A 22269-nucleotide genomic window follows, 5' to 3' on the forward strand; every position below is an offset into this window, starting at 1 on the left:
GCCCCCGGATCACTCCGGGGGCCGCCCTTTCGTTCGTACGCGCCGGCACGTCGTACCGGCCGACGGGTCACTTCCGCATGACCTCCGGCTCGTGCCGGCGCAGCAGGCGGGCGACCGCGAAGCCGCAGACCAGGCCGAGCGCGAGCAGGATCGTGATGTTGATGCCCCACTGCGCGGCCGTGTGCTCCCAGAGCGGGTCGAGGTCGGTGGGGTTCTTCTGGTCCCACGGCGGCATGAGGTGACCGAGGTCCAGCGTCGTACCGGCGGCGCCGATGGCCCAGCGGGACGGCATCAGCCAGGCGAACTGCTCCAGGCCGACCTGTCCGTACACCTTGAACAGGATGCCCGTGAAGACGACCTGCACGATGGCGAACATGACCAGCAGCGGCATCGTCTTCTCGGAGGTCTTCACCAGCGAGGAGATGACGAGGCCGAACATCATCGAGGTGAAGCCGAGCGCGATGACGGAGACGCAGATCTCGACCGCGGGAGGCATGATCAGACCCTCGGCCGGCAGGTCCCGGGTGGAGAAGCCGATGCCGCAGATGATGACGCCCTGGATGGCCGTGATGAAGCCGAGGACGATGACCTTGGACATCAGGTAGGCGGAGCGGGAGAGGCCGGTGGCCCGTTCGCGCTCGTAGATCACCCGTTCCTTGATCAGCTCTCGGACCGAGTTCGCGGCGCCGGAGAAGCACATGCCGACCGCGAGGATCAGCATGATGGTTCCCGCGTCGCCGTTGAACCGGGACGGCGGCTTGGGCGGGCCGAGGCCGAAGTCGGCCGGGATGACGACGCTGACCAGGCCGAGGACGGCGGGCAGTATCACCATCAGGCCCATGAAGCCCTTGTCGGACGCGATGACGGAGACGTACCGCCGGATCAGCGTGATCAGCTGCGTGCTCCAGCCCTGCGGCTTCGGCGGGCGCATCTGCTGCGGGGGCGGCATGTGCACGGACTGGGCGGCGACGGCGTCGATGTCCGCCGCGTACATCTGGTAGTGCTGCGAACCGCGCCAGCGGCCCGCCCAGTCGTAGTCGCGGTAGTTCTCGAAGGCGGAGAAGACGTCGGCCCAGGTGCTGTAGCCGAAGAAGTTGAGGGCTTCCTCGGGGGGACCGAAGTACGCGACGGAGCCGCCCGGCGCCATGACGAGGAGCTTGTCGCAGATGGCGAGCTCGGCCACCGAGTGGGTCACGACCAGGACGGTGCGGCCGTCGTCGGCCAGACCGCGCAGCAGCTGCATGACGTCGCGGTCCATGCCCGGGTCGAGGCCCGAGGTGGGCTCGTCCAGGAAGATCAGCGACGGCTTGGTCAGGAGCTCCAGCGCCACCGAGACGCGCTTGCGCTGGCCGCCGGAGAGAGAAGTGACCTTCTTCTCCTTGTGGATGTCCAGCTTGAGCTCGCCGAGGACCTCGTCGATCCGCTGGTTGCGCTCGGTCTCCGTGGTGTCCGCGGGGAAGCGCAGCTTGGCGGCGTACTTGAGGGCCTTCTTGACGGTCAGTTCCTTGTGCAGGATGTCGTCCTGCGGGACCAGCCCGATGCGCTGGCGCAGCTCGGCGAACTGCTTGTAGAGGTTCCGGTTGTCGTAGAGGACGTCGCCCTTGTTGGCGGGCCGGTAGCCGGTGAGCGCCTTGAGGAGGGTCGACTTTCCGGAGCCCGAGGGGCCGATGACCGCGATGAGGGACTTCTCGGGGACGCCGAAGGAGACGTCCTTGAGGATGTCCTTGCCGCCGTCGACCGTCACCGTGAGGTGGCGGGCCGAGAAGGAGACCTCACCGGTGTCGACGAACTCTTCCAGCCGGTCGCCGACGACGCGGAAGGTGGAGTGGCCGACGCCGACGATGTCGTTGGGGCCGAGCAGCGCCGTGCCCGACTTCTGCATCGGCTGGCCGTTGATGTACGTGCCGTTGTGCGAGCCGAGGTCGCGGATCTCCATGCGGCCGTCGGGCGTCGCGTGGAACTCGGCGTGCAGCCGCGAGACCTGGAGGTCGGAGACCACCAGCTCGTTCTCCAGGGCACGGCCGATGCGCATGACGCGGCCGAGTGCCATCTGGTGGAACGTGGTCGGGCTGCGGTCGCCGTACACCGGCGGAGCCCCCGCGGCACCGCCGGGCGAGGCGCTCTGGCCGCCCTGCTGAGGCATGTGCGCCTGAGCTGCAGGCTTCTGCTGCTGATACGGCGGCTGCTGACCCTGCGCGGGCTGCTGGTGCTGCTGCGGCGGCTGGTGCTGCTGCGGGGCCGGCTGCTGCCAGCTCGGCTGCTGCGGCTGACCCTGCCCCGGCTGCTGCTGCCAGCTGGGCTGCTGGTGCTGGCCCTGCGGGGGCGCCGCCTGCTGGTGCTGCTGGGGCGCGGCCTGCTGAGGTGCGGCGGAACCCGCGCCTCCGGCCGACCCGGAGAGGCCCAGCTGCGGCCCGTCCGTCGCGTTGCCCAGATGTACGGCGGAGCCGGGGCCGATCTCCATCTGGTGGATGCGCTGGCCCTGCACGTACGTGCCGTTGGTGCTTCCGTGGTCTTCGATCACCCAGCTACGGCCGCCCCAGCTGATCGTGGCGTGCCGCCAGGAGACCCTGGCGTCATCGATCACCACGTCGCCCTGGGGATCGCGCCCCAGGGTGTACGACCTGGACGAATCGAGAGCCCAGGTCCTTCCATTCAATTCCAGTACGAGTTCCGGCACTCCATGCCCCACTAGTTGTCCCCCGTAGTTACGCCCGTCACCGGGAGTCTAGGGATGGTGAACATCGGGGGGAACTATTTCAGGCCCGGGCTCGAATACGAAAGTCGGGCCATGTGAAGAGGGGGTGCGCGTGACCGCCGCACGCCCGTTGACTCGGCAGAAACACCACCGGAGAGTGGTAAGCGACCATGAGTGCGTACGACTGCGTACGGATCATGCGTGAGTTGGCCAATTGGGACGTACCGGTTTGGATCGGGTGGCCTGATGGATGCGAACGGTCGGGTCGGTGTGCGCTGGGGCGATGTCCTGCTCGCCTCAATTGCCGCTGTGAGCTGGGCTTTAGCGGGAATGGCGGGCACGGCCGCGCTGGGTCTGCACCTGCTGGGTGCGGATGCGGCCGGATCGCTGCGCGCGATGACCGCCGCCGTCGTCGTCCTCGCGGTGGGCGGCTCCGTCACCCCGACCGGGAACGTCTCGGCCTTCGGAATCGACGGCGCCGCGGCCCGAACAGCCGTCGACATTGCGCCACTTGGGGTGGGTCTGGTCGGCGCCCTGCTGCTCGCCTTCTTCTTCCTGCGGTCGCTGAAGAGCGCCGGACGGGAGATTCCGGGCACCGAGCTGGTGGTCCGGGCCGGCACGGTGGCGGCGCTGTTCCTCGTCACTCTGGGTGGCCTCGCCTGGGCGGGTCACGACGTCATCACGATTGACGGCGCGAAGCTCGGACTCGACAGAATTCCCGGAAACGACCTTCCGGACTCCATCGCGGACAAGCTCCCGGACTCGCTCGGTGACCTCGGCGGACTTCTCCCCGGCAAGATCTCCGACCTCGTCGACGCGCAGGCGTCGGTCGGCTTCGGCGTCAATACGGGGAGCTCGCTGCTCGGCGGGGCGGTGTGGGTGGTGGGGGTGCTGCTGATCGCGCTGCTCGCCTCGCGCCGTACGCCGCTGCCGCGCGGCTGGGACGCGGTGCACCGGGTGCTCCGCCCGGCCGCTTCCGCGCTGGCCGCGGTACTGGTGGTGGCGGTTCTCGCGGGAATCGCGGCGGCCCTGTACGCGGCGATCGGCGACGACCGTCCGGGGCGGGTGCTCGGGGCGGCCCTGCTCGGGGCGCCGAACGGGGTGTGGCTGGCGATACCCGTGGGGCTGTTCGTGCCGTGGACCGGTCATGCGACGGGGCAGTTGGTGAACGTACTCCCGACGCCCTTCGACGAGCTGCTGTCGGGCACCGCGGAACGGCAGCTCACGCTGGACCGGCTCGCCGAGCTGGACGGGCGGGTCTGGCTGCTGGCCGTCGCCACCGCCGTGATGATGCTGTACGCGGGTGTGCTCGCGGCCTCGCGGACACCTCGCGAGGACCTGTCGGTGGCGGGCTACGCGGGGCAGTGCGCGGTGGCGCTGGGTGCGGTGACGGGGCTGGGGCTGCCGCTCCTGGTGTGGCTGACCGGGGTGTCGGCGGACGCCTCGCTCTCGGTGCTGGGCTTCGACGCGTTCGGGGCGGGGCTCGAACTGCGCGGGAGTCTGCCGATGGCGTTGCTGCTGGGCGTGGTGTGGGGTGCGGGGGCCGGTGCGGCGGGAGCGCTGCTGGCCTGCGCCTCGGGCGCGGCGGGACGGAGGGCGGCGCCGCTGACCCGGCCCTGGCCGGAGGCGGCGGGGCGGGGGGACAGGACGTATCCGGATCTGGCGTACGGGGCGGGTCCCTACCGGCCTTCGCCGTACGGGTCGGGGGCCGGGGCCCAGGGCCGGGCCGATGAGGCGAACCCCTATCTGCAACCGACGGAGGGGGTGGGCGACCGGTACCGGGAACCGCCCGGGACGCACCCCGGGGAGCGGGCGGCGGGGGCGACGCCGCCGCCGGCCGGGTCGATGGGGTCCGTGCCGCACCGGAAGACCAAGGACGGACGGCACGCGGCGCCGACGATCACGGGGATTCCGGGGCCGCCGAGGCCGCCGGGGACCCCTGGGGCCGGGGGGCCCGGAGCGCCGGGGGCCGCGTCGGGGCGGAGGGACCGGCAGCGGCCGGAGCCGCCGGAGGAGGGACCTCCGCCGCCGGGGGCTCCGCGGGGGCGGGGGCGGAAGTAGGTCTTGGCCCTGTCGCCTGAACCGCGGGGCTGGGGGCCGCGGGGCTGGGGGTTGGGGGTGTCACGGCCGGCGCCGGTGGGGGCTGGTGTTCGGGGCTGCGCCCCGTGCTCGGACTGCGTCCGTGCGTCCTCACACGCCGGACGGGCTGAAATTTTCCGGACGGGCTGATGTTCACCTGTCCGTCAGGCGGGACGGGTGGGAGTGCCTTCCCGGTGGGCGGATACGGTGGAGGCACCATGAGCGCACTGCCGAATACCGACGTCCCCACCCTTCTCGTCAAGATCTTCGGGAAGGACCGCCCCGGGATCACCGCCGGGCTCTTCGACACCCTCGCCGCCTACGCCGTCGACGTCGTCGACATCGAGCAGGTCGTCACACGTGGCCGCATCGTCCTGTGCGTACTGGTCACCGAGCCGACCGTGAGCACCTCGGGCGAGCTGCGGGCCACCGTGCACAGCTGGGCCGAGTCCCTCAACCTCCAGACCGAGATCATCTCCGGTACGGGCGACAACCGGCCGCGCGGCAGCGGCCGTTCGCACGTGACCGTGCTCGGGCACCCGCTGACCGCCGAGTCGACGGCGGCCATAGCGGCCAGGATCACCGGCACCGGTGGCAACATCGACCGCATCTTCCGGCTGGCCAAGTACCCGGTGACCGCCGTCGAGTTCGCCGTTTCCGGCGTGGAGACGGAGCCCTTGCGGACCGCGCTCGCCGTCGAGGCGGCGGGGATCGGCGTGGACGTGGCCGTCGTGTCGGCGGGGCTGCACCGGCGGGCCCAGCGGCTCGTCGTGATGGACGTCGACTCGACGCTCATCCAGGACGAGGTGATCGAGCTGTTCGCCGCCCACGCCGGGTGCGAGGCCGAGGTCGCCGCCGTCACCGAGCAGGCGATGCGCGGGGAGCTGGACTTCGAACAGTCGCTGCACGCGCGGGTGGCGTTGCTGGCGGGCCTGGACGCGGACGTGGTGGAGAAGGTGCGGGCGGAGGTGCGGATGACGCCCGGCGCCCGGACTCTCGTACGTACGCTCAAGCGGCTGGGGTATCAAGTGGGCGTCGTGTCCGGGGGGTTCACCCAGGTCACGGACGCGCTCAAGGACGAGCTCTCGCTGGACTTCGCGTCCGCCAACACGCTGGAGATCGTCGACGGGAAGCTGACCGGGCGGGTGGTGGGCGAGATCGTGGACCGGGCGGGCAAGGCACGGCTGCTGCGCCGCTTCGCCGCCGAGGCCGGGGTTCCGCTGGACCAGACGGTGGCGATCGGCGACGGGGCGAACGACCTCGACATGCTCAACGCGGCAGGTCTGGGCGTCGCGTTCAACGCCAAGCCGGTGGTCAGGCAGGCCGCCGACACCGCCGTGAACGTACCGTTCCTGGACACCGTTCTGTATCTGCTGGGCATCACGCGCGAAGAGGTGGAGGCGGCAGACGGGGACGCCGTACACCTGCACTGAGATTCGACGTGTGGTGCGCACGCGGGCAGGGCCCCGGGGAGCAGGTGCTCGTCGGGGCCCTGTGCGTGGCCGGGGGGGGTGGGTGTCCGTCAGTCGTGCGGGGCCCAGTAGTCCGTCAGCCGGCCCACTCCGTGCTCCACGGACTTCCAGGAGCCGGTGAATTCGAGGATCGCGTACGTCGCCGTGGGGAAACCGCTCTTCGTCATGCGGGCCAGCACCTCGGGGTCGGCCTGTCCCGCGAGGGCGTCGGCGAGGGCGTGCATACCGGGGTTGTGGCCGATCACGAGGAGGTCGTTCACCTCGTCGGCGGTCTCGTTGAGCAGGGCGATGAGCTCGCCGGGCGAGGCTTCGTACAGCCGGTCCTCGTAGACGGTCTTCGGCCGGTAGGGCAGTTCCGCGACGGCCAGTTTCCAGGTCTCGCGGGTCCTGACGGCGGTCGAGCACAGGGCCAGGTCGAAGGTGATGCCGGTGTCCGCCAGCTTGCGGCCTGCGGTGGGGGCGTCCCGGCGGCCCCGCTCGGCAAGCGGCCGGTCGTGGTCGGACACCTGCGGCCAGTCGGCTTTGGCGTGCCGGAGAAGGACGATCCTGCGGGGTGTATCGACGCTCATGCATCCCAGCTTGCCACGGAATGCGCGCCGGGGCCCGGGGTGTTGACGACCACCCCCAGCAGGGGTGAACGGCCGGCGGCAGCGGTGGGGAGGATCAGAGGGAGAGCGCGTCCAGCACCCGCTCCAGCAGGTAGGCGATGCCCGGGGCTTCCGATGCGACGCCGACGGCATGGGCCTGGCCCGATCCGGTCATCAGCACCAGCAGGACGGCGAAGGCGGCGATCGGGAGTGTGACGGACCACCACGGGAGGCGCTTGCCGGTGCTGGCCGTGGGGCGGGCGGTGTGCATGGGGGCCGACATGGCCGCCTCCGAGGAGTGAACGGGTGTGTCTGAGGGACAACCTCGAACCTACGGAGTGCGGGCGCCCGCGCCCATCCGGTGAACTCCCCACTTCACCCTGAGTCCAGCCCCCTAGGGGATGGTGGGGCCAGCCCCACCACCGGCCCGGGCGCCGGTGCTCACGGGGAGGCGATCGTCGCGACGACGGCGATGATCACGGTGACGGCGAGCATCGCGCCGAGCACGATCAGGAGCTTCTTCTGACCGTTCCGGGGATTCGGGTCGAGTACAGGCATACGGCCAGTCTCGCACCCTTTGCCCCCTCCCCCGTGTCCGGGTTCCCCCCCCGTGCCCGCGTTCGGGGGCCGTGACGGCGGCCGGTCAGGCGGCCAGTTCCCGCTCGACCGTACGGTTGCGGCCGGCCAGGACACCGACGGCCATCTGCGGCACCATCAGGGTCGCCATCAGCCCGATCGGCAGGCCCCAGCCGCCGGTGGCGTCGTGCAGCACGCCGATGAGGAGCGGGCCGGGGATGGAGATCAGGTAGCCGATGCTCTGGGCGAACGCGGACAGCTTGACGACGCCCTGGTGGCTCTTGGCACGCAGCCCGATCATGGTGAGTGCCAGCGGGAACGCGCAGTTGGAGATGCCGAGCAGCAGGGCCCAGGCCCAGGCGCCGCCCGCGGGGGCGAGGTAGAGGCCCGCGTAGCCGGACAGGCCGCACAGGCCGAGGAAGACCACGAGGGGTCCCTGGTGCGTCAGCCGGGTGGCGACGCGCGGGATGACGAAGGCGAGCGGGATGCCCACCGCCATGGTGAGCGCGAGGAGGACTCCGGACGTCCCGGCGGAGATGCCGGCGTCGCGGAAGATCTGCGGCATCCAGCCCATGGTGATGTACGCGGCCGTGGCCTGGAGCCCGAAGAAGCAGGCCAGTGCCCAGGCGGTACGGGAGCGGACCATGCGCAGCCGGGTGGTGGGGACCTCGGCGGCCGACTCCAGGGCCTCGACGTCGGGGGCCTCGGTCTCCGGCTTCGCACCGGCGGCCGGCCGGACGTGGTCGCGGCCGTGCCGGACGGCGAGCGGCAGCCAGACGCAGAGCGCGAGCACCGCGAGGATGCCCCACACGGCGAGGCCGGTCTGCCAACTGCCGCCCAGCGCCTTGGTCAGGGGGACGGTGGAGAGCGCGGCCACCGAGGTGCCGATGGCGAGGGCCATCGAGTAGAGACCGGTCATGGAGGAGACGCGGTCGGGGAACCACTGCTTGACGATGGCCGGCAGCAGGATGTTGCTGACGGCGATGCCGACGAGGGTGAGCGCGCTGGCGGCGAGGAAGCCCGCCGTGCCGCCGGCGAAGGGACGCAGGAACAGGCCGACGGCTATCGCGGCCATGCCCGCGCAGACGATGGAGGCCGGGCCGAACCTGCGCGCGAGGCGCGGCGCCATGATGCCGAAGACCGCGAAGCAGAGGGACGGCACGGAGGTGACGAGGCCTGCGACGGCGCCGCTCATCCCGAGCCCCTTGCGGACCTCTTCGAGGAGGGGGCCGAGGCTGGTGATGGCGGGGCGGAGGTTCAGCGCGGCGAGCACCAGGCCGACGACCATGAGCCGGACGAGCCACACGGAGTACGCGGGCCTGCTCTTCCGCGGGGTGGGCGCGGGGGTGGTTCGGGGCTTCTGTGCGGTGCTGGGCTCGGGGCTCAGGGTCCGGGTTTCGTCGACAGGCATGGAACCATCATAGAATCATGGGATGATTGGTTGTCCAATCGTCACCGCTCGCCCCTCCGCCGGGACCGCCGCCCGCCCTCCCCCCTCGACCGGCGCTCGCCTCCCTGCCGCCAGACTGCCGTCCATCCCCTTCCGCCAAGACTTTCGCGAGGAGCATCATGACGCTGACCTCTCCCCGGCGTTCCGCACTCTCCGACCAGGTGATCACCGCCCTGCGGAACCAGATCACCTCCGGCGAGTGGCCCGTGGGGTCACGGATTCCGACGGAGCCCGAGCTGGTGGAACAGCTGGGAGTGGCGCGCAACACGGTCCGCGAGGCGGTGCGCGCCCTTGCCCACAACGGACTGCTCGACATCCGGCAGGGCTCGGGAACGTACGTACTGGCGACGAGCGAGCTGGCCGGGGTGATGCACCGCCGGTTCGCGGACGCGGACCCGCTGCACATCGCCGAGCTGCGCTCCACGCTGGAGTCGTCGGCCGGGCGGCTGGCGGCGCAGCGGCGCACAGACAAGGACATGAGGCAGTTGGACGCGCTGCTGGCGCGGCGCGAGCAGGCCTGGGCGTCGGGGGACGCGGAGCAGTTCGTGACCGCGGACACCTCGCTGCACCTGGCGGTGGTGGCGGCCTCGCACAACGACGTGCTGATCGCCCTCTACGCGGACCTCGGCGATCTGCTGCGGGACTGGTTGCGGGACGACATCGGGCACGAGCTGCGGCCGGAGGCCCATATGGACCACGCGCGGCTGATCGAGGCGATCAGGGCGGGCGACGGGGAGGCCGCAGCCGCCGAGGCCGCGAGCTATGCGCTGATGTGTCTGGCCGAGCGCGGATGCCTCACGGGGTGCGCGCACGCCTGAGGCTCTGGGCGCCGGACTCCTCGGCGCCGGGCAGCGCTGCGTCGGGCAGCCCTGCGTCGGGGGCGCGTTCGTGGCTGATCCAGGCGCTGCCGACTTCCTTCCAGCAGCGGCCGGAGAGCCGTACGGTCTCGGCCGGGCCCACCGTGACCGGGCCGCCGTCGGCGTCGATGTCCCACCAGCGGACGCATTCGGTGTGCAGCCGGACCAGATCGTCCTCGGGGTACGGGTTGTGGCAGTAGGCGACGACCCGGGAGCGCTCGACCGCCGTGCGGCAGGTGGAGCCGGGAGTCCGGGCGGGGGCGGGCTCGGGGGCGTCCTCCGCGGAGGACACGAGCGGCTCGGACGCGGGTGTTTCGGACACTGCTGACCTGACGGCCGGAGGAGTCCCGGGCGCGGGAGCGCCGGGGAGTGCGGCGTGGACCACCGTCCCGGCGAGTCCGGCCAGGAGCATCGAGGACAGGGCGAGCGCCGCTGTTCTTCTGCCGTACGCCGCCACCCGCCACCTCCTCCCCCGCTGTGCGCAGAAACGGGCCGGGTATGTCCCGGTTCGATCAGTCTGCGGTGAGTCTGCGTGGTTTTCGACTTGAGAGGCGCCTGACGAGCACGTCCCGTCGAGAAGGGTTGACAGGCCGATTGGCCTGAATATGTTACATGCAACATTGAGCATGCCGACGACCCCCTCTCGGGAGGACCTCCATGCACACCACGCATTCCTCGGACTCCGCCGGCTCCCTCCACTGTGATCTGCTGTTCTCGGGCGGGCGGGTGGTGACCGTCGACGGGCGGCGGAACGTGTACGAACCCGGCTCGGTAGCCGTGTCCGGAAACCGGATCGTGGCGGTCGGCCCCGCGGCCGGGACCGACGCCCTGTGGCAGGCGGACCGGACCGTCGACTGCCGGGGCAGGGCGGTGCTGCCCGGCTTCGTCGACGGGCACTCGCACCTCTTCCAGGCGCTGGCCAGGGGCCTGGGCGAGGGCCTGTCGATCTGGCCCTGGCTCTGCGGGTTCATGTGGCCGTACTCGATAGCCGTCGATCCCGAGGACGCCAGGGTGGCGGCCACGCTCGGGGCCGTGGAGGCGCTGCGTTCGGGCATCACCACCGTGGTCGACAACCACTACGCGCCGACCGATCCCGACACCGTGCTGGCCGTGGCGCGGGCCGTCGAGTCGGCCGGGCTGCGGGGCGCGATCGCGCGCGGGATGCTCGGCCGCAGGACGGACGTCGCCGCCTCCCGGGGCCTTCCCGACGCCCTGTACCGCTACTCCACGCAGGAGGAGCTGGACATCACCCGGGATTGCATGCAACGCCGCCCGCCGCGTACGTCGATGGTCGAGATCTGGCCCGCACCGCTCAATCTGAGCTACGTCGACCAGGACCTGGTCCGGGGTGCGGTGGAGCTGGCCGCCGAGTTCGGGACGCGCTGGCACACGCACTGTTCGGAGGGGGCCAAGGATCCGGCGAGCTATCTGGAGGCGTACGGCGTACGGCCCGTGGAGTGGCTGGCCAGGGAGGGGCTGCTCGACGGACGGGCCACTCTGGCGCACGCGGTCTGGCTGGACGACGCCGAGGTCAAGCACATCGGCGAGCGCCGGGCGGGGGTCTCGCACAACCCGGTCTCCAACGCCTATCTGGCCTCCGGGGTCATGCGGCTGCGGGCGCTGCGGGAGGCGGGAGCGGTGGTGTCGCTGGGCACCGACGGGCCGAGCGCCGGGCACCGCCAGGACATGTTCGAGGTGATGAAGCAGACCCTTCTCGGTCAGCGTCAGCACCATCTCGACCCGTCGGCCGCCCGCTGCGAGGAGGCCCTGGAACTGGCCACCCGCGAGGGCGGCAAGTACACCGGCACGGGCACCGGAACCCTGACCGTCGGCGCGCCCGCGGACCTCGCGGTCGTCGCCCTCGACCGGCCGCACCTGCGGCCGGTGCACCGCACGGTCGCCACGCTCGTGTACTCGGCGCGCGGCAGTGACGTGGAGATGACGGTCGTCGACGGGCGGGTGGTCTTCGAGGACGGCCGCTGTGTCCTGGTCGACGAGCCGGCCCTCCTGGAAGAGGCCCAGGAGCGGGCCGAACGCCTGGTCTCCCGCGCCGGTTTCGACGCGCTGCGCACCTCCTGGCAGCACTGAGCCCCGCGCGACAGCCCGGGCGAAGGCCCCCGCGCAGAAGGCCCCGCGCGGCAGGAGAGACCCCGCATCGCATCACCCCCGGCTGCCCGTCCGCGGCCCCCGTACGTGCGCACACACGGACCCCTGCCGACGCGTTCGGCGGGTGGAGGGAGAACGCACATGTCCCGCACCACAGAGCCAGAAGTGCAGGGCCCGCCCGCACAGGACCCGGTCGAGGCGGTGCCGTCGTTCTGGCGGCTCGCGGTCTACGGCTTCCAGCACGTGCTCGCCTTCTACGCCGGAGCGGTGGTGATGCCGCTGCTGGTCGCCCAGGGCATCGGGCTGCCGGACGAGGACATCGGACTGCTGGTCAACGCGTCCCTGCTGACCTGCGGCATCGCCACGCTCCTCCAGGCGGTGGGCTTCAGGGGGGTCGGCATCAAACTGCCGATCGTGCAGGGCACTTCGACCACGGCGGTGCCCTCGCTCGTCTCGGTGGGACTCGCGGCGGGCGGCGCGAAGGCCGGGATGCCGACCGTGCTGGGGGCGGTGGTCGCGGCGGGGCTCGCCCTGTTCGTGGTCGCACCCGTCTTCAGCAGGCTGGTGAAGTACTTCCCGCCGCTGGTCACGGGCACCATCGTGACGATCGTCGGCATCACCCTGCTCGGGGTGGCGGCCCGTCAGGTGGGCGGCGGCGATCCGAGTGCGAAGACCTTCGGTTCACCCGCCCAACTGGGCCTGGCCGCCGTCACGTTCGTTGTCATCCTGCTGCTGCACAAGTTCTCGCGCGGCTTCCTGGCCACCATCGCGGTCCTGGCGGGGCTGTTCGCCGGCACCGTGGTGGCCGCGATCCTGGGGAAGACGGACTTCTCGAAGATCGGGGACGCCTCCTGGCTCGGGATGGCGGCGCCGCTGCACTACGGCATCCGGTTCGACACTCTCGCGATCCTGTCGATCTTCATGGTCATGATCATCGTCGCGGTGGAGTCGATCGGGCAGTTCTTCGCGGTCGGCGAGATCGTCGGCCGCGACGTGGACGGCAAGGGAGTCACCCGGGCGCTGCGGGCGGACGGGCTGGCCACGGCGGTCGCCGGAGTCCTCAACTCCTTTCCCAGTACGGTCTATTCGCAGAACATCGGACTGATCAGGCTCACCCGCGTCAAGAGCCGCTGGATCATCGCAGCGGCCGGCGTGATCATGATCGTGTTCGGTCTGGTGCCCAAGATCGGGGCGGTCGTCGCCGCGATGCCCGCCTCCGTCCTCGGCGGCGCCACGATCGTGCTGTTCGCGACGATCGCGGTGGTCGGCGTGCAGATCCTGCTCCAGGCCGACCTCACGGACCAGCGGAACACCATCCTGGTGGCCGCGAGCATGGGCATCGGTTTCCTGCCGACCGCGTTCCCGCAGTTCGCCGAACAGATGCCGACCAGGCAACTGCATGCACTTTTTGAGAGCGGCATCATCCTAGGCACCCTCACCGCTGTCCTGCTCAACCTGTTTTTCCACCATTTGCGGCTTCCGGGAAGGCGGAAGGAAGCCGTCGCGCCCGTTGACCCGCCCGAACATTACATGCAACATGAAGACCACGCGAAGGACAGCGCGTAGCAGGACACGGCCAAACGGCAGCACAGGACCAAGAGGATGTGGGAGGCGGGCATGGCGACGGACAGGTCAGCGGTGAATCCGGTCGCGGCCGGAAGTCTGCTGGCGGAGCGCGCGTACGACGAGCTGAAGGCCGCCGTGCTGGCGAACCGCCTCCGCCCGGGCGACGCGCTGTCCGTGCCGGCGCTCGCCACGCAGATGGGCATCAGCCGCAGCCCCGTCAGGGAAGCCGTCCAGCGGCTCATCCACGACGGACTCGCCTCCCACGTCCCGCACCGGGGCGCCGTGGTCTCCACCGTCGACCTGGACGACGTACGCCAGCTGTACGTGGTCCGCGAGGTCATGGAGGGACTCGCGGCCCGCCTGGCCACCGAGCGGCTCGACGCCACCAAGGTCGGCGAGCTGCGCGACCTGCTCGAACGGCACGAGCGGGTGGTCACGTCCGACTACGACGAGAGCGCCCACATCGAGATGGACATGGCCTACCACCGCCTGATCCGCGAGGTGGCGGGGAACACCCACCTCACCGCCGCCCTCGACACCGTCCAGGGCAAGGCACACCTGGCCCTGCACTCGCTGTGGCGCAGCCCGGAGGCCCCGCGCCTCGCCGTCGCCGAGCACCGCCGCATCTTCGAGGCGATGACGGCGGGCGACCCGGACGCGGCGGAGCTCGCCGCCCGGGAGCACATCAGGCGGCTGCGGATCCGTCTCTCCCAGGCGGTCGCGGCGGGTCCCGACCAGGACGGCGGGCAGGGTCCCGGGATCCACCCGGTGGCGTAACTCCCTTACGTACGGCAGAACTTCACGCAGCACCTCGCACCACCCAACCCATGACGCGGAAGGGAAGTGACGAACCGTGAACACCACTACCGAAGTCCGGCACGGGGTGGGCGAAAGCGTCCGGCGGCCCGACGGCCGGCTGAAGGTCAAGGGGGACTTCGCGTACTCCTCGGACCTGCACGCGGAGAACATGGTGTGGGGCGCGACGCTGCGCAGCCCGCACCCGTCGGCCCGGATCGTCTCCCTCGACGCGAGCGGGGCGCTGAAGCTGCCGGGCGTGGTCGCGGTGCTCACCCACGAGGACGTACCCGGGCATCCGCTGTACGGGATGAAGGTCGCCGACCAGCCGGTGCTCGCCAAGGACGTGGTCCGCTACCAGGGCGAGCCGGTGGCCCTGGTGGCCGCCGACCACCCGGAGACCGCGCGCCGCGCCCTTGGCCTCATCGAGGTGGAGTACGAGATACGGACCCCGCTGACCGACCCGGAGCACGCGGTCGGCGGCGAGGGTCCCCGCGTCCACGACCGGCGGGTGGACGGCAAGGACGAGTGGGGCAACGTGGTCCGCCACGTCCGGATCCGGCACGGCGACATGGCGGCGGCCGAGCGCCTCGCCGAGGTGGTCGTCTCGGGGACGTACGACGTGGGCATGCAGGACCAGGCCTTCCTCGGCCCGGAGTCGGGGCTCGCGATACCCGCCGAGGACGGCGGGGTCGACGTCTACGTCTCCTCGCAGTGGCTGTACGACGACCAGCGTCAGATGTGCTCGGCGCTCGGACTCCCGCCGGACAAGGTCCGGTTGACGATGTCGGGGGTGGGCGGGGCCTTCGGGGGCCGCGAGGACGTCTCCGTACAGATCCACTCCGCACTCCTGGCCCTGCGCACCGGCCGTCCGGTGAAGATGAGCTACCAGCGCGAGGAGTCCTTCTTCGGGCACGTGCACCGGCACCCGGCACGGATGTGGTTCGAGCACGGGGCGACCCGCGCGGGGAAGATCGTCTATGTGAAGGCGCGGCTGGTCCTCGACGGCGGTGCGTACACCTCCACCTCGCAGGTGGTCATCGCCAACGGCTCGTACTTCGCGGCGGGCGCCTACGACGTGCCGCACGTCGAGATCGACGGGTACTCCGTCTTCACCAACAACCCGCCCTGCGGGGCGATGCGCGGCTTCGGCGCCGTCCAGTCCTGTTACGGGGTGGAGTCCAACCTCGACAAGCTGGCCCGCGAACTGGGCATCGAGCCGGTCGAGCTGCGGATCCGCAACGCGATGACGACGGGGACGGTGCTGCCGACCGGACAGGCCGTCGACGGCCCCGCACCCGCCGCCGAGCTCCTGGAACGGCTGCGCGCCCGCCCCCTCCCCCCGCCGGGCGAAGGCGTCTTCTCGCTCCCCGGCGGTCTGAACAACACCACCCACGGCGAGGGCATCAGGCGCGGCGTCGGCTATGCGATCGGCGTCAAGGCGATCGGCTTCTCCGGCGGCGTCGACGACCGCTCGGTGGCCCGGGTCCGGCTCTCGCTGGTCAACGGGGAGCCGGTGGCGCAGGTGCACACCTCGGCCGCCGAGTGCGGCCAGGGCATCGTCACGATCCAGGCCCAGATCGTACGGACGGAGCTCGGCGTCGAGCAGGTGACGGTCCTGCCCGCGGACACCCGGGTGGGCGACGCCGGCTCGTCCTCCGCCTCGCGCATCAGCTGGATGAGCGGCGGCGCGGTGCAGGGCGCGTGCAGGGCGCTGCGCAAGCGGCTCACGGAGCTCGGCGAGGGCCCCCTGACTGAACTCCTCTCCGTACACGGTCCGTTGGAGGAGGAGTACGAGTACTCCCACCGCCGGACGTATCCCGTGGACCCGGAGCGCGGGCAGGGCAAGGCGCACATCGCCTTCGCGTTCGCCGCGCACCGCGCCGTCGTGGAGGTCGACACGGACCTCGGCCTGGTGAAGGTGGTGGAGCTGGCGACCGCCCAGGACGTCGGCAGGGCGATGAACCCCCTCGCCGTCGAGGGCCAGATCGAGGGCGGCAGTGCCCAGGGGCTGGGACTGGCCCTGATGGAGGAGCTGCACGTGAAGGACGGCAAGGTGCGCAACCCCTCCTTCACCGACTACCTCATCCCCACCATCGCGGACATGCCGGCCGTGCCCATCGACCTTCTCGAACTGCCGCACCCCGACTCGCCGTACGGCCTCAACGGGGTGGGCGAGCCGCCGACCCTGTCCTCCACGCCGGCCATCGCCAACGCCCTGCGCGACGCGACAGGTCTGGCGCTGGCCAGGGTGCCGGTGCGGCCCGACGACTTCACCCACAGCGAAGGGAGGTGAGGCGGGCCCTGCCCTGGGTCCCCGAACGGTTCACCACGGTCCACACAAGCAGTACGTACGACCAGAACCAGCAGGGAAGGAACAGCACCTTGATCATCGACACCCATATGCACCCGACCAACGTGGTCGACCAGGCGTGGAGGCACGACGGCGATCCGTTCACCGGGGAGCGCACCCTGGCGATGATGGACGGCCCCTTCATGATCAACGGGAAGCCGCGCCGGATCGACTACGGCTGCATCATGCCCCCGCCCGGCAACTCCGTGTGGCAGGACGGGATGCGCGGGGGTCGCGAGGGCATCCGCGATTACATGGCGTACATCACGAAGCTGGTCCAGGAGTACCCGGACCGCTTCATCGGGAACTTCATGTACAACCCGCGCTTCGGGCCGGAGAACGGCGCGAAGGAGCTGAGGTTCCACGTCGAGGAATACGGCTACAAGATGCTCAAGCTGCATGCCAACATGCATGCCTACCGCCCCGACCGGGCCCTGGACTGGCTGCGTCCGGTCCTCCGGGTCTGTGACGAGCTGGGCATCCTCGTCCTGATCCACACCGGCGACGGGCCGTACTCGATCCCGACGCAGTTCTACCCGATCATCCGGGAATTCCCGAACGTCAACTTCATCCTCGGCCACTTCGGTGTGCAGACGGGTGGCGTGTACTGCTTCGAGGCCCTGTACATGATCCTCGACTCGCCGAACGTGTACGGCGAGTCCGGCTGGCTCCTCCAGTCGCGCATCGTCGAATTCGCCCAGCAGATGGAGAAGCACCAGCTGGTCTTCGGCACGGACTCCCCGCCGAACGAACCCGGCATGTGGGCAAGGGAGTTGGAGGTGCTGTGCGGCCCGCCGCCGCAGGGCATGAACCTCTCCGAGGAACACCTGGAGGGCTACCTCGGCAACAACGTGGCGAAGCTGCTGGGCCTGGAGCCGACGCCGCCGCCGCGTGACCAGGAGGAGGCGCAGCTGCGCCTGAAGAGCACGTACGCGACGCTGGAGAACCCGTCGCCCTCGCGCGTGTAGCTCCCGGCAGGACCGGGGCGGCTCCGAAGCCCGGGAGGCTCGGGGCCGCCCCTTCTTCGCACAACGATCCATGTCGACATGTAGAGAATCGTGTAGAGAAGAGTGGTACCGCAATGCAGCAGCGCATCGGTCATCTCGTCCCCTCCACCAGCATCGGCGTCGAGCGCTGGGCGGCCCAGATCTGCAAGCCGGTGGCCATCGAGTCGGCGCACGCGGTCGCCCGCGCCTCGCTCCCCGAAATCATGAGCGGCCCGGCCATCGCACCGTCCCAGTCCGGCGAACTGACGCGCGCCGCAACCCAGTTGGCGGATGCGGGGGTGCGCGCCGTGGTGTGGAGCGGCAGCTCGGCGGATCTGCACGGCGCGGCGCACGGCAGGGCGATGGCCCGCTGGATCGAGCAGGTGACGGGGGTGCGCGCCTCCACGGTCACCCTCGGCCAGCTCGACCTGCTCGCCCGCCGCGACATCGTCTCCCTCGCGCTGGTCTCCCCCGGCTCCGAACAGACGGCCGGCCGTCTCGCGGACACCTATCTGGCCGCCGGCTTCAAGATCTCCTCGATCACCGCGCTGGGCCTGTCCACCGCGCGCGAGGCCGCCGAACTGCCGGTCTCCCGGGTGCGCCGCATGCTGCTCGACGCGGACTCGCTGGACGCGCAGTGCCTCGTGGTCGCGGGTACGGAGCTGCCGGTGGCACCCGTCGCGGCCCTGGTGGAGCGGGAGTTGGGCAAGCCGGTGTACGACGGGGCGCGGGTGGCGGTCTACACCGGTCTGGAGCTGCTGGGGCTTTCGGTGACCGCACCGGAGTGGGGCGAGATGTTCGGCGCGCCGCACCCGGCGGGGGTGTGCTGTGACACGCACTGAACTCCCGCCCGTCTCCCAGGACTTGCGGGATTTCCTGCGGGTGTACACGGCCGAGCACCCGGACGACGTCCTGACCGTGGAAGAGAAGCTCGTCGGCGAGGACGTGGCCGCGCTCGCCATGGAGCTGGCGCTGCGCGGCCGGGACGAGATGCTCGTCTGCCACGACGTGGCCGGCCTGGACACCACGGTCGTCACGAACGTCTTCGCGTCGCGGCGCCGGGTGGCCCGCCTGCTGGGAACGGATCCGGCGGGCCTGCACCAGGCGTACCAGGCGGCGTCGGCGCGCAGGTGCGAGCCGCGGGTGGTGCCGGACGGGCCGGTGCTTGAGGTGGTCGAGTCGGGCGACGGCATCGACCTCGCCGCTCTCCCGCTCCTCCAGCACTTCGCGTCGGACAGAGGCCCGTACGTCACGAGCGGGATCATCGCGGCGGAAGCGCCCTCGTACGCGAACGGCCGCTCCGGGAACCTGAGTTACCACCGCTCGATGGTCCACGGCCCGGGCGAGCTGGCGACGAGCCTGCACTCGCGCGGCCACCTGTGGCAGCTGCTGCGTCTTGCGGAGGAGCGGGGCGAGCGGCTGCCGGTGGCGCTGATACTCGGTGGACATCCGCTCTTCATGCTGGCCGCTTCGGCCCGGCTGGGTGCGGACACGGACGAACGGGACGTGGCGGGCGGGCTGTTCGGGGCGCCGCTCGATGTCGTACGGACGCCCAGGCACGGGATCCGGGTGCCCGCGAGCGCGGAGATCGTACTGGAGGGGTACATCGACCCGGCGCGGCACGCGGACGAGGGGCCCTTCGGGGAGTTCTCCGGCTACTCCTCGGACCGGTCGACGAACGACGTCCTCACGGTGGAGACGGTGCTGCGCAGGCGCGATGCGCTGCTGCTGGACGTGGTGGGCGGCAACACCGACGAACACCTGAATCTGGCCCGGATTCCGCGCGAGTCCGAGATGGCGCAGAAGCTGACGGACCGGTTTCCCGAGGTCACGGCGCTGTACTACCCGACGTCGGGGACGCACTTCCACGCGTACGTGGCGATGCGGGCGTCCCGTCCCGGGCAGGCGCGGCAGATCATGCTGGGGCTGCTGGGCTGGGACCCGTATCTGAAGACGGTCGTCGCGGTGGACGAGGACGTCGACGTCACGCAGGACTCGCAGGTGCTGTGGGCGATGGCGACGCACCTTCAGCCGCACCGGGACGTGTTCGTGGTGGACGGGCTGCCCGGAAGCCCCCTCGACCCGTCGTCGACGGCGGACGGGACCACGTCGCGGATGGCGCTGGACGCCACGCGGGGAGCGGGTTTCCACGGGGTGCGGATACGGGTGGACCCTCAGCGGGTGGCGCAGGCGCGGAGGGTGCTGGACGGGGGGTGAGGGACCGGGCGCCTCCGGTCTCGGTCTCGGTCTCGGTCTCGGTCTCGGTCTCGGTGAACGGGATGCCGGGGTGGGGGAATCCGCCATGCCGAGGGTCGGCATCGTGGTGGCTCAGCACATGGGAGCCGGGCGGACATCTCCCTACTCTTTCCGGCCATGACAAACAATTCCCCCGCCCTCGCCCCGGCTCCGGCCCCCGCCCCGCTGCGTGGCCGCACCGCCCTGGTGACCGGCGGCGGCAGCGGCATCGGCCGGGCCTGCGCGCTGGCACTGGCCGGGGCGGGGGTCACCCTGCACGTGGTGGACCGCGACGGCGAGGCCGCCAAGGCGGTCGCCCGCGAGACCGGCGGGCAGCCGCACGTGGTCGATCTGGCCGACCCCGACGCCGTCGACCGCCTCCCCTCCGGCGTCGACGTCCTCATCAACAACGCCGGCCTCCAGCACGTCGCTCCGCTGACCGAATTCCCCCCGGAGCGCTTCGAGTTGATCCAGCGGGTGATGGTGACGGCCCCTTTCCTGCTGCTCCGCCGCACCCTTCCGCACATGTACGCGCAGCGGTGGGGACGCGTGGTCAACGTCTCCAGCGTCCACGGGCTGCGGGCCAGCCCCTACAAGAGCGCCTACGTCGCGGCGAAGCACGCGCTGGAGGGGCTGAGCAAGGTCGCCGCCCTGGAGGGCGCCCCGCACGGAGTGACCAGCAACTGCGTCAACCCCGGCTATGTGCGCACCCCCTTGGTGGAGGGACAGCTCCACGACCAGGCCACCGCCCACGGCATCACCCCCGACCAGGTCCTGACCGACGTCCTCCTGGCCCGCTCCCCCGTGAAGCGGCTGCTTGAGGGCGAGGAGGTGGCGGCGGCCGTGCTGTGGCTGTGCGGCCCGCACTCCGCGTCCGTCACGGGCATCTCCCTCCCCCTGGACGGCGGCTGGACCGCGGGCTGACACTCCCGCCACACCCCGCGCACGCACCTGCACCCTCCACCTCTCCCGAAACCGGTGACCCACCATGACCGACACCGCGACACCCGGCTCTCCCCCGCGCACCGGCATCGCCCGCATCGTCGGCGCCAGCCTGATCGGCACGACCGTCGAGTGGTACGACTTCTTCCTCTACGGGTCGGCCGCCGCCCTCGTCTTCAACACGCTCTTCTTCCCCTCCGGCGACCCGCTGGTCGGCACCCTGATCGCCTTCGTGACCTATGCGATCGGTTTCGCCGCCCGGCCGCTGGGCGGAGTGGTCTTCGGGCACTTCGGCGACCGGATCGGCCGCAAGAAGCTCCTGGTGCTCAGCCTGCTGCTGATGGGCGGCGCGACCTTCGCGATGGGGCTGCTGCCCACGTACGAGACGATCGGCATCGGTGCGCCGATCATGCTGACCGTGCTGCGGCTGGTCCAGGGCTTCGCGCTGGGCGGCGAGTGGGGCGGGGCGGTGCTGATCGTCTCCGAGCACGGCGGCGACAGGCACCGCGGGTTCTGGGCGTCCTGGCCGCAGGCGGGCGCACCCGGCGGAAACCTGCTGGCCACGGGCGTACTCGCGCTGCTCGCCGCCGTGCAGTCGGAGGAGGACTTCCTGTCCTGGGGCTGGCGGATCCCCTTCCTGCTCTCCGGCGTGCTGGTGATCATCGGGTTGTGGATACGGGTCTCGGTCTCGGAGTCCCCGGTCTTCCTCGCCGCGCAGGCGACGGCGCGGGCGGACGCGGAGCGCGGGGTCAAGCAACAGGCCCCGGTCGTCGAGGTGTTCCGGCGGAGCTGGCGCGAGGTCCTCACCGCCATCGGCACCCGGTTCGGTGAGAACGTCTCGTACTACCTCCTCACCTCCTTCCTCCTCGTGTACGTCACCGCCCACCTCGGTCTCCCCAAGAGCACCGCCCTGAACGCGGTGCTGATCGGTTCGGCCGTGCACTTCGTGACGATCCCGCTGTGGGGCGCGCTGTCGGACCGGATCGGCCGGCGTCCGGTGACGCTGATCGGCTCGGTCGGCATGGCGGTGTGGGCGTTCGTGTTCTTCGCCCTGCTGGACGGGAAGTCGTTCACCGTGATCACGCTGTCCGTGACGGCGGGACTGCTGCTGCACGGGGCGATGTACGGGCCGCAGGCGGCGTTCATCTCGGAGATGTTCGACACCAAGGTGCGGTACTCGGGGGCGTCGATGGGCTCGCAGCTCGCGTCGATCGTGGCCGGGGCCCTGGCGCCGATCATCGCCGTCGGGCTGCTGAAGGACTTCGACACCACGCTGCCGCTGAGCCTGTATCTGGGCGGCGCGGCGCTGGTCACGACGGTGACGGTGTTCTTCGCCAGGGAGACGAGGGGCCGGGACCTGACCCGGAACGCGTCGGCTGCGCCGCAGGCGACGCCCAAGAGGGCCGCACCGGCCGAGCGCACCTGACCGGGGCGCGCCGGTCCACCCGCCGCTCCGCCCGTACCCCGGTCTTCTACCCCGGCCTTCCCGCACCCCGGTCTGTCGCGCCCGCGCGGGGCGCGGCAGGCTGGGGCGCGTCCCGTGTCCCCTCTCGTACGGACGGACCCCGCC

The 22269-nt window shown here is 71.1% G+C and carries 17 protein-coding genes and 1 pseudogene; 12 read left to right on the top strand and 6 right to left on the bottom strand.

Features of this window, described 5'->3' with window-relative positions:
- Window positions 1–67: 67 nt before the first annotated feature.
- Complete coding sequence (locus ACWGIG_RS08140) at window positions 68–2677, bottom strand: FHA domain-containing protein (protein WP_453320706.1); 2610 nt, start codon at window positions 2675–2677, stop codon at window positions 68–70.
- Between the two features lie 264 nt (window positions 2678–2941).
- On the opposite strand from ACWGIG_RS08140, the gene ACWGIG_RS08145 reads away from it, so the two are divergent.
- Complete coding sequence (locus ACWGIG_RS08145; protein WP_453320707.1) at window positions 2942–4756, top strand: streptophobe family protein; 1815 nt, start codon at window positions 2942–2944, stop codon at window positions 4754–4756.
- Window positions 4757–4992: 236 nt separating this feature from the next.
- Window positions 4993–6207 carry a phosphoserine phosphatase SerB gene (gene serB, locus ACWGIG_RS08150; RefSeq protein WP_453320708.1) on the top strand — a complete coding sequence of 405 codons (1215 nt, stop codon included), beginning with the start codon at window positions 4993–4995 and terminating at the stop codon, window positions 6205–6207.
- Between the two features lie 89 nt (window positions 6208–6296).
- Here serB and ACWGIG_RS08155 read toward each other — a convergent pair whose 3' ends face one another.
- The 4 genes from ACWGIG_RS08155 to ACWGIG_RS08170 form a co-directional block, all read right to left on the bottom strand.
- Window positions 6297–6815 (bottom strand): SixA phosphatase family protein, encoded by a 519-nt coding sequence (locus tag ACWGIG_RS08155; RefSeq protein ID WP_453320709.1) that lies wholly within the window; start codon window positions 6813–6815, stop codon window positions 6297–6299.
- Window positions 6816–6909: 94 nt separating this feature from the next.
- A complete protein-coding gene (locus ACWGIG_RS08160) occupies window positions 6910–7116 on the bottom strand; it encodes a hypothetical protein (RefSeq protein WP_453320710.1) in 207 nt (68 codons plus the stop codon).
- A 158-nt stretch (window positions 7117–7274) separates the two neighbouring features.
- The gene (locus ACWGIG_RS08165) at window positions 7275–7391 is read right to left on the bottom strand and encodes an SGM_5486 family transporter-associated protein (protein ID WP_453320711.1); all 117 of its coding nucleotides are present in this window, start codon (window positions 7389–7391) and stop codon (window positions 7275–7277) included.
- 85 nt (window positions 7392–7476) lie between these two features.
- Window positions 7477–8820, bottom strand: coding sequence for a CynX/NimT family MFS transporter (locus ACWGIG_RS08170; protein WP_453320712.1), 1344 nt, complete (start codon window positions 8818–8820; stop codon window positions 7477–7479).
- Between the two features lie 158 nt (window positions 8821–8978).
- Between ACWGIG_RS08170 and ACWGIG_RS08175 the strand changes: the two genes are divergently transcribed.
- Window positions 8979–9677, top strand: coding sequence for a FadR/GntR family transcriptional regulator (locus tag ACWGIG_RS08175; protein ID WP_453320713.1), 699 nt, complete (start codon window positions 8979–8981; stop codon window positions 9675–9677).
- 58 nt (window positions 9678–9735) lie between these two features.
- On the opposite strand, the pseudogene ACWGIG_RS08180 reads toward ACWGIG_RS08175, so the two are convergent.
- A pseudogene (locus tag ACWGIG_RS08180) lies at window positions 9736–10128 on the bottom strand (hypothetical protein); the annotation flags it as partial.
- Window positions 10129–10373: 245 nt separating this feature from the next.
- Between ACWGIG_RS08180 and ACWGIG_RS08185 the strand changes: the two are divergent.
- From ACWGIG_RS08185 to ACWGIG_RS08225, 9 genes are all read left to right on the top strand, one after another.
- On the top strand, window positions 10374–11804 hold the full coding sequence (locus tag ACWGIG_RS08185; protein WP_453320714.1) for an amidohydrolase family protein: 1431 nt from the start codon (window positions 10374–10376) through the stop codon (window positions 11802–11804).
- Window positions 11805–11963: 159 nt separating this feature from the next.
- Window positions 11964–13388, top strand: a complete 1425-nt coding sequence (locus tag ACWGIG_RS08190; RefSeq protein ID WP_453320715.1) for a nucleobase:cation symporter-2 family protein — start codon at window positions 11964–11966, stop codon at window positions 13386–13388.
- Between the two features lie 51 nt (window positions 13389–13439).
- Window positions 13440–14165, top strand: a complete 726-nt coding sequence (locus ACWGIG_RS08195) for a GntR family transcriptional regulator (protein WP_453320716.1) — start codon at window positions 13440–13442, stop codon at window positions 14163–14165.
- Window positions 14166–14241: 76 nt separating this feature from the next.
- Window positions 14242–16479 (top strand): molybdopterin cofactor-binding domain-containing protein, encoded by a 2238-nt coding sequence (locus ACWGIG_RS08200; protein WP_453320717.1) that lies wholly within the window; start codon window positions 14242–14244, stop codon window positions 16477–16479.
- A gap of 89 nt (window positions 16480–16568) precedes the next feature.
- Entirely contained in the window at window positions 16569–17504 is a 936-nt protein-coding gene (locus ACWGIG_RS08205; protein ID WP_453320718.1) for an amidohydrolase family protein, read from the top strand.
- A 113-nt stretch (window positions 17505–17617) separates the two neighbouring features.
- Window positions 17618–18364: an aspartate racemase/maleate isomerase family protein gene (locus tag ACWGIG_RS08210; protein ID WP_453320719.1), complete on the top strand. Its 747-nt coding sequence runs from the start codon at window positions 17618–17620 to the stop codon at window positions 18362–18364.
- Window positions 18351–19739, top strand: coding sequence for a UbiD family decarboxylase (locus ACWGIG_RS08215; protein WP_453320720.1), 1389 nt, complete (start codon window positions 18351–18353; stop codon window positions 19737–19739). The genes ACWGIG_RS08210 and ACWGIG_RS08215 overlap by 14 nt, the downstream gene beginning before the upstream one ends.
- Window positions 19740–19895: 156 nt before the next feature.
- Window positions 19896–20681 (top strand): 3-hydroxybutyrate dehydrogenase, encoded by a 786-nt coding sequence (locus ACWGIG_RS08220; protein WP_453320721.1) that lies wholly within the window; start codon window positions 19896–19898, stop codon window positions 20679–20681.
- A gap of 64 nt (window positions 20682–20745) precedes the next feature.
- Window positions 20746–22125 (top strand): MFS transporter, encoded by a 1380-nt coding sequence (locus ACWGIG_RS08225; RefSeq protein WP_453320722.1) that lies wholly within the window; start codon window positions 20746–20748, stop codon window positions 22123–22125.
- Window positions 22126–22269: the final 144 nt, after the last annotated feature.

The organism is Streptomyces sp. NPDC054863, from assembly GCF_053610825.1.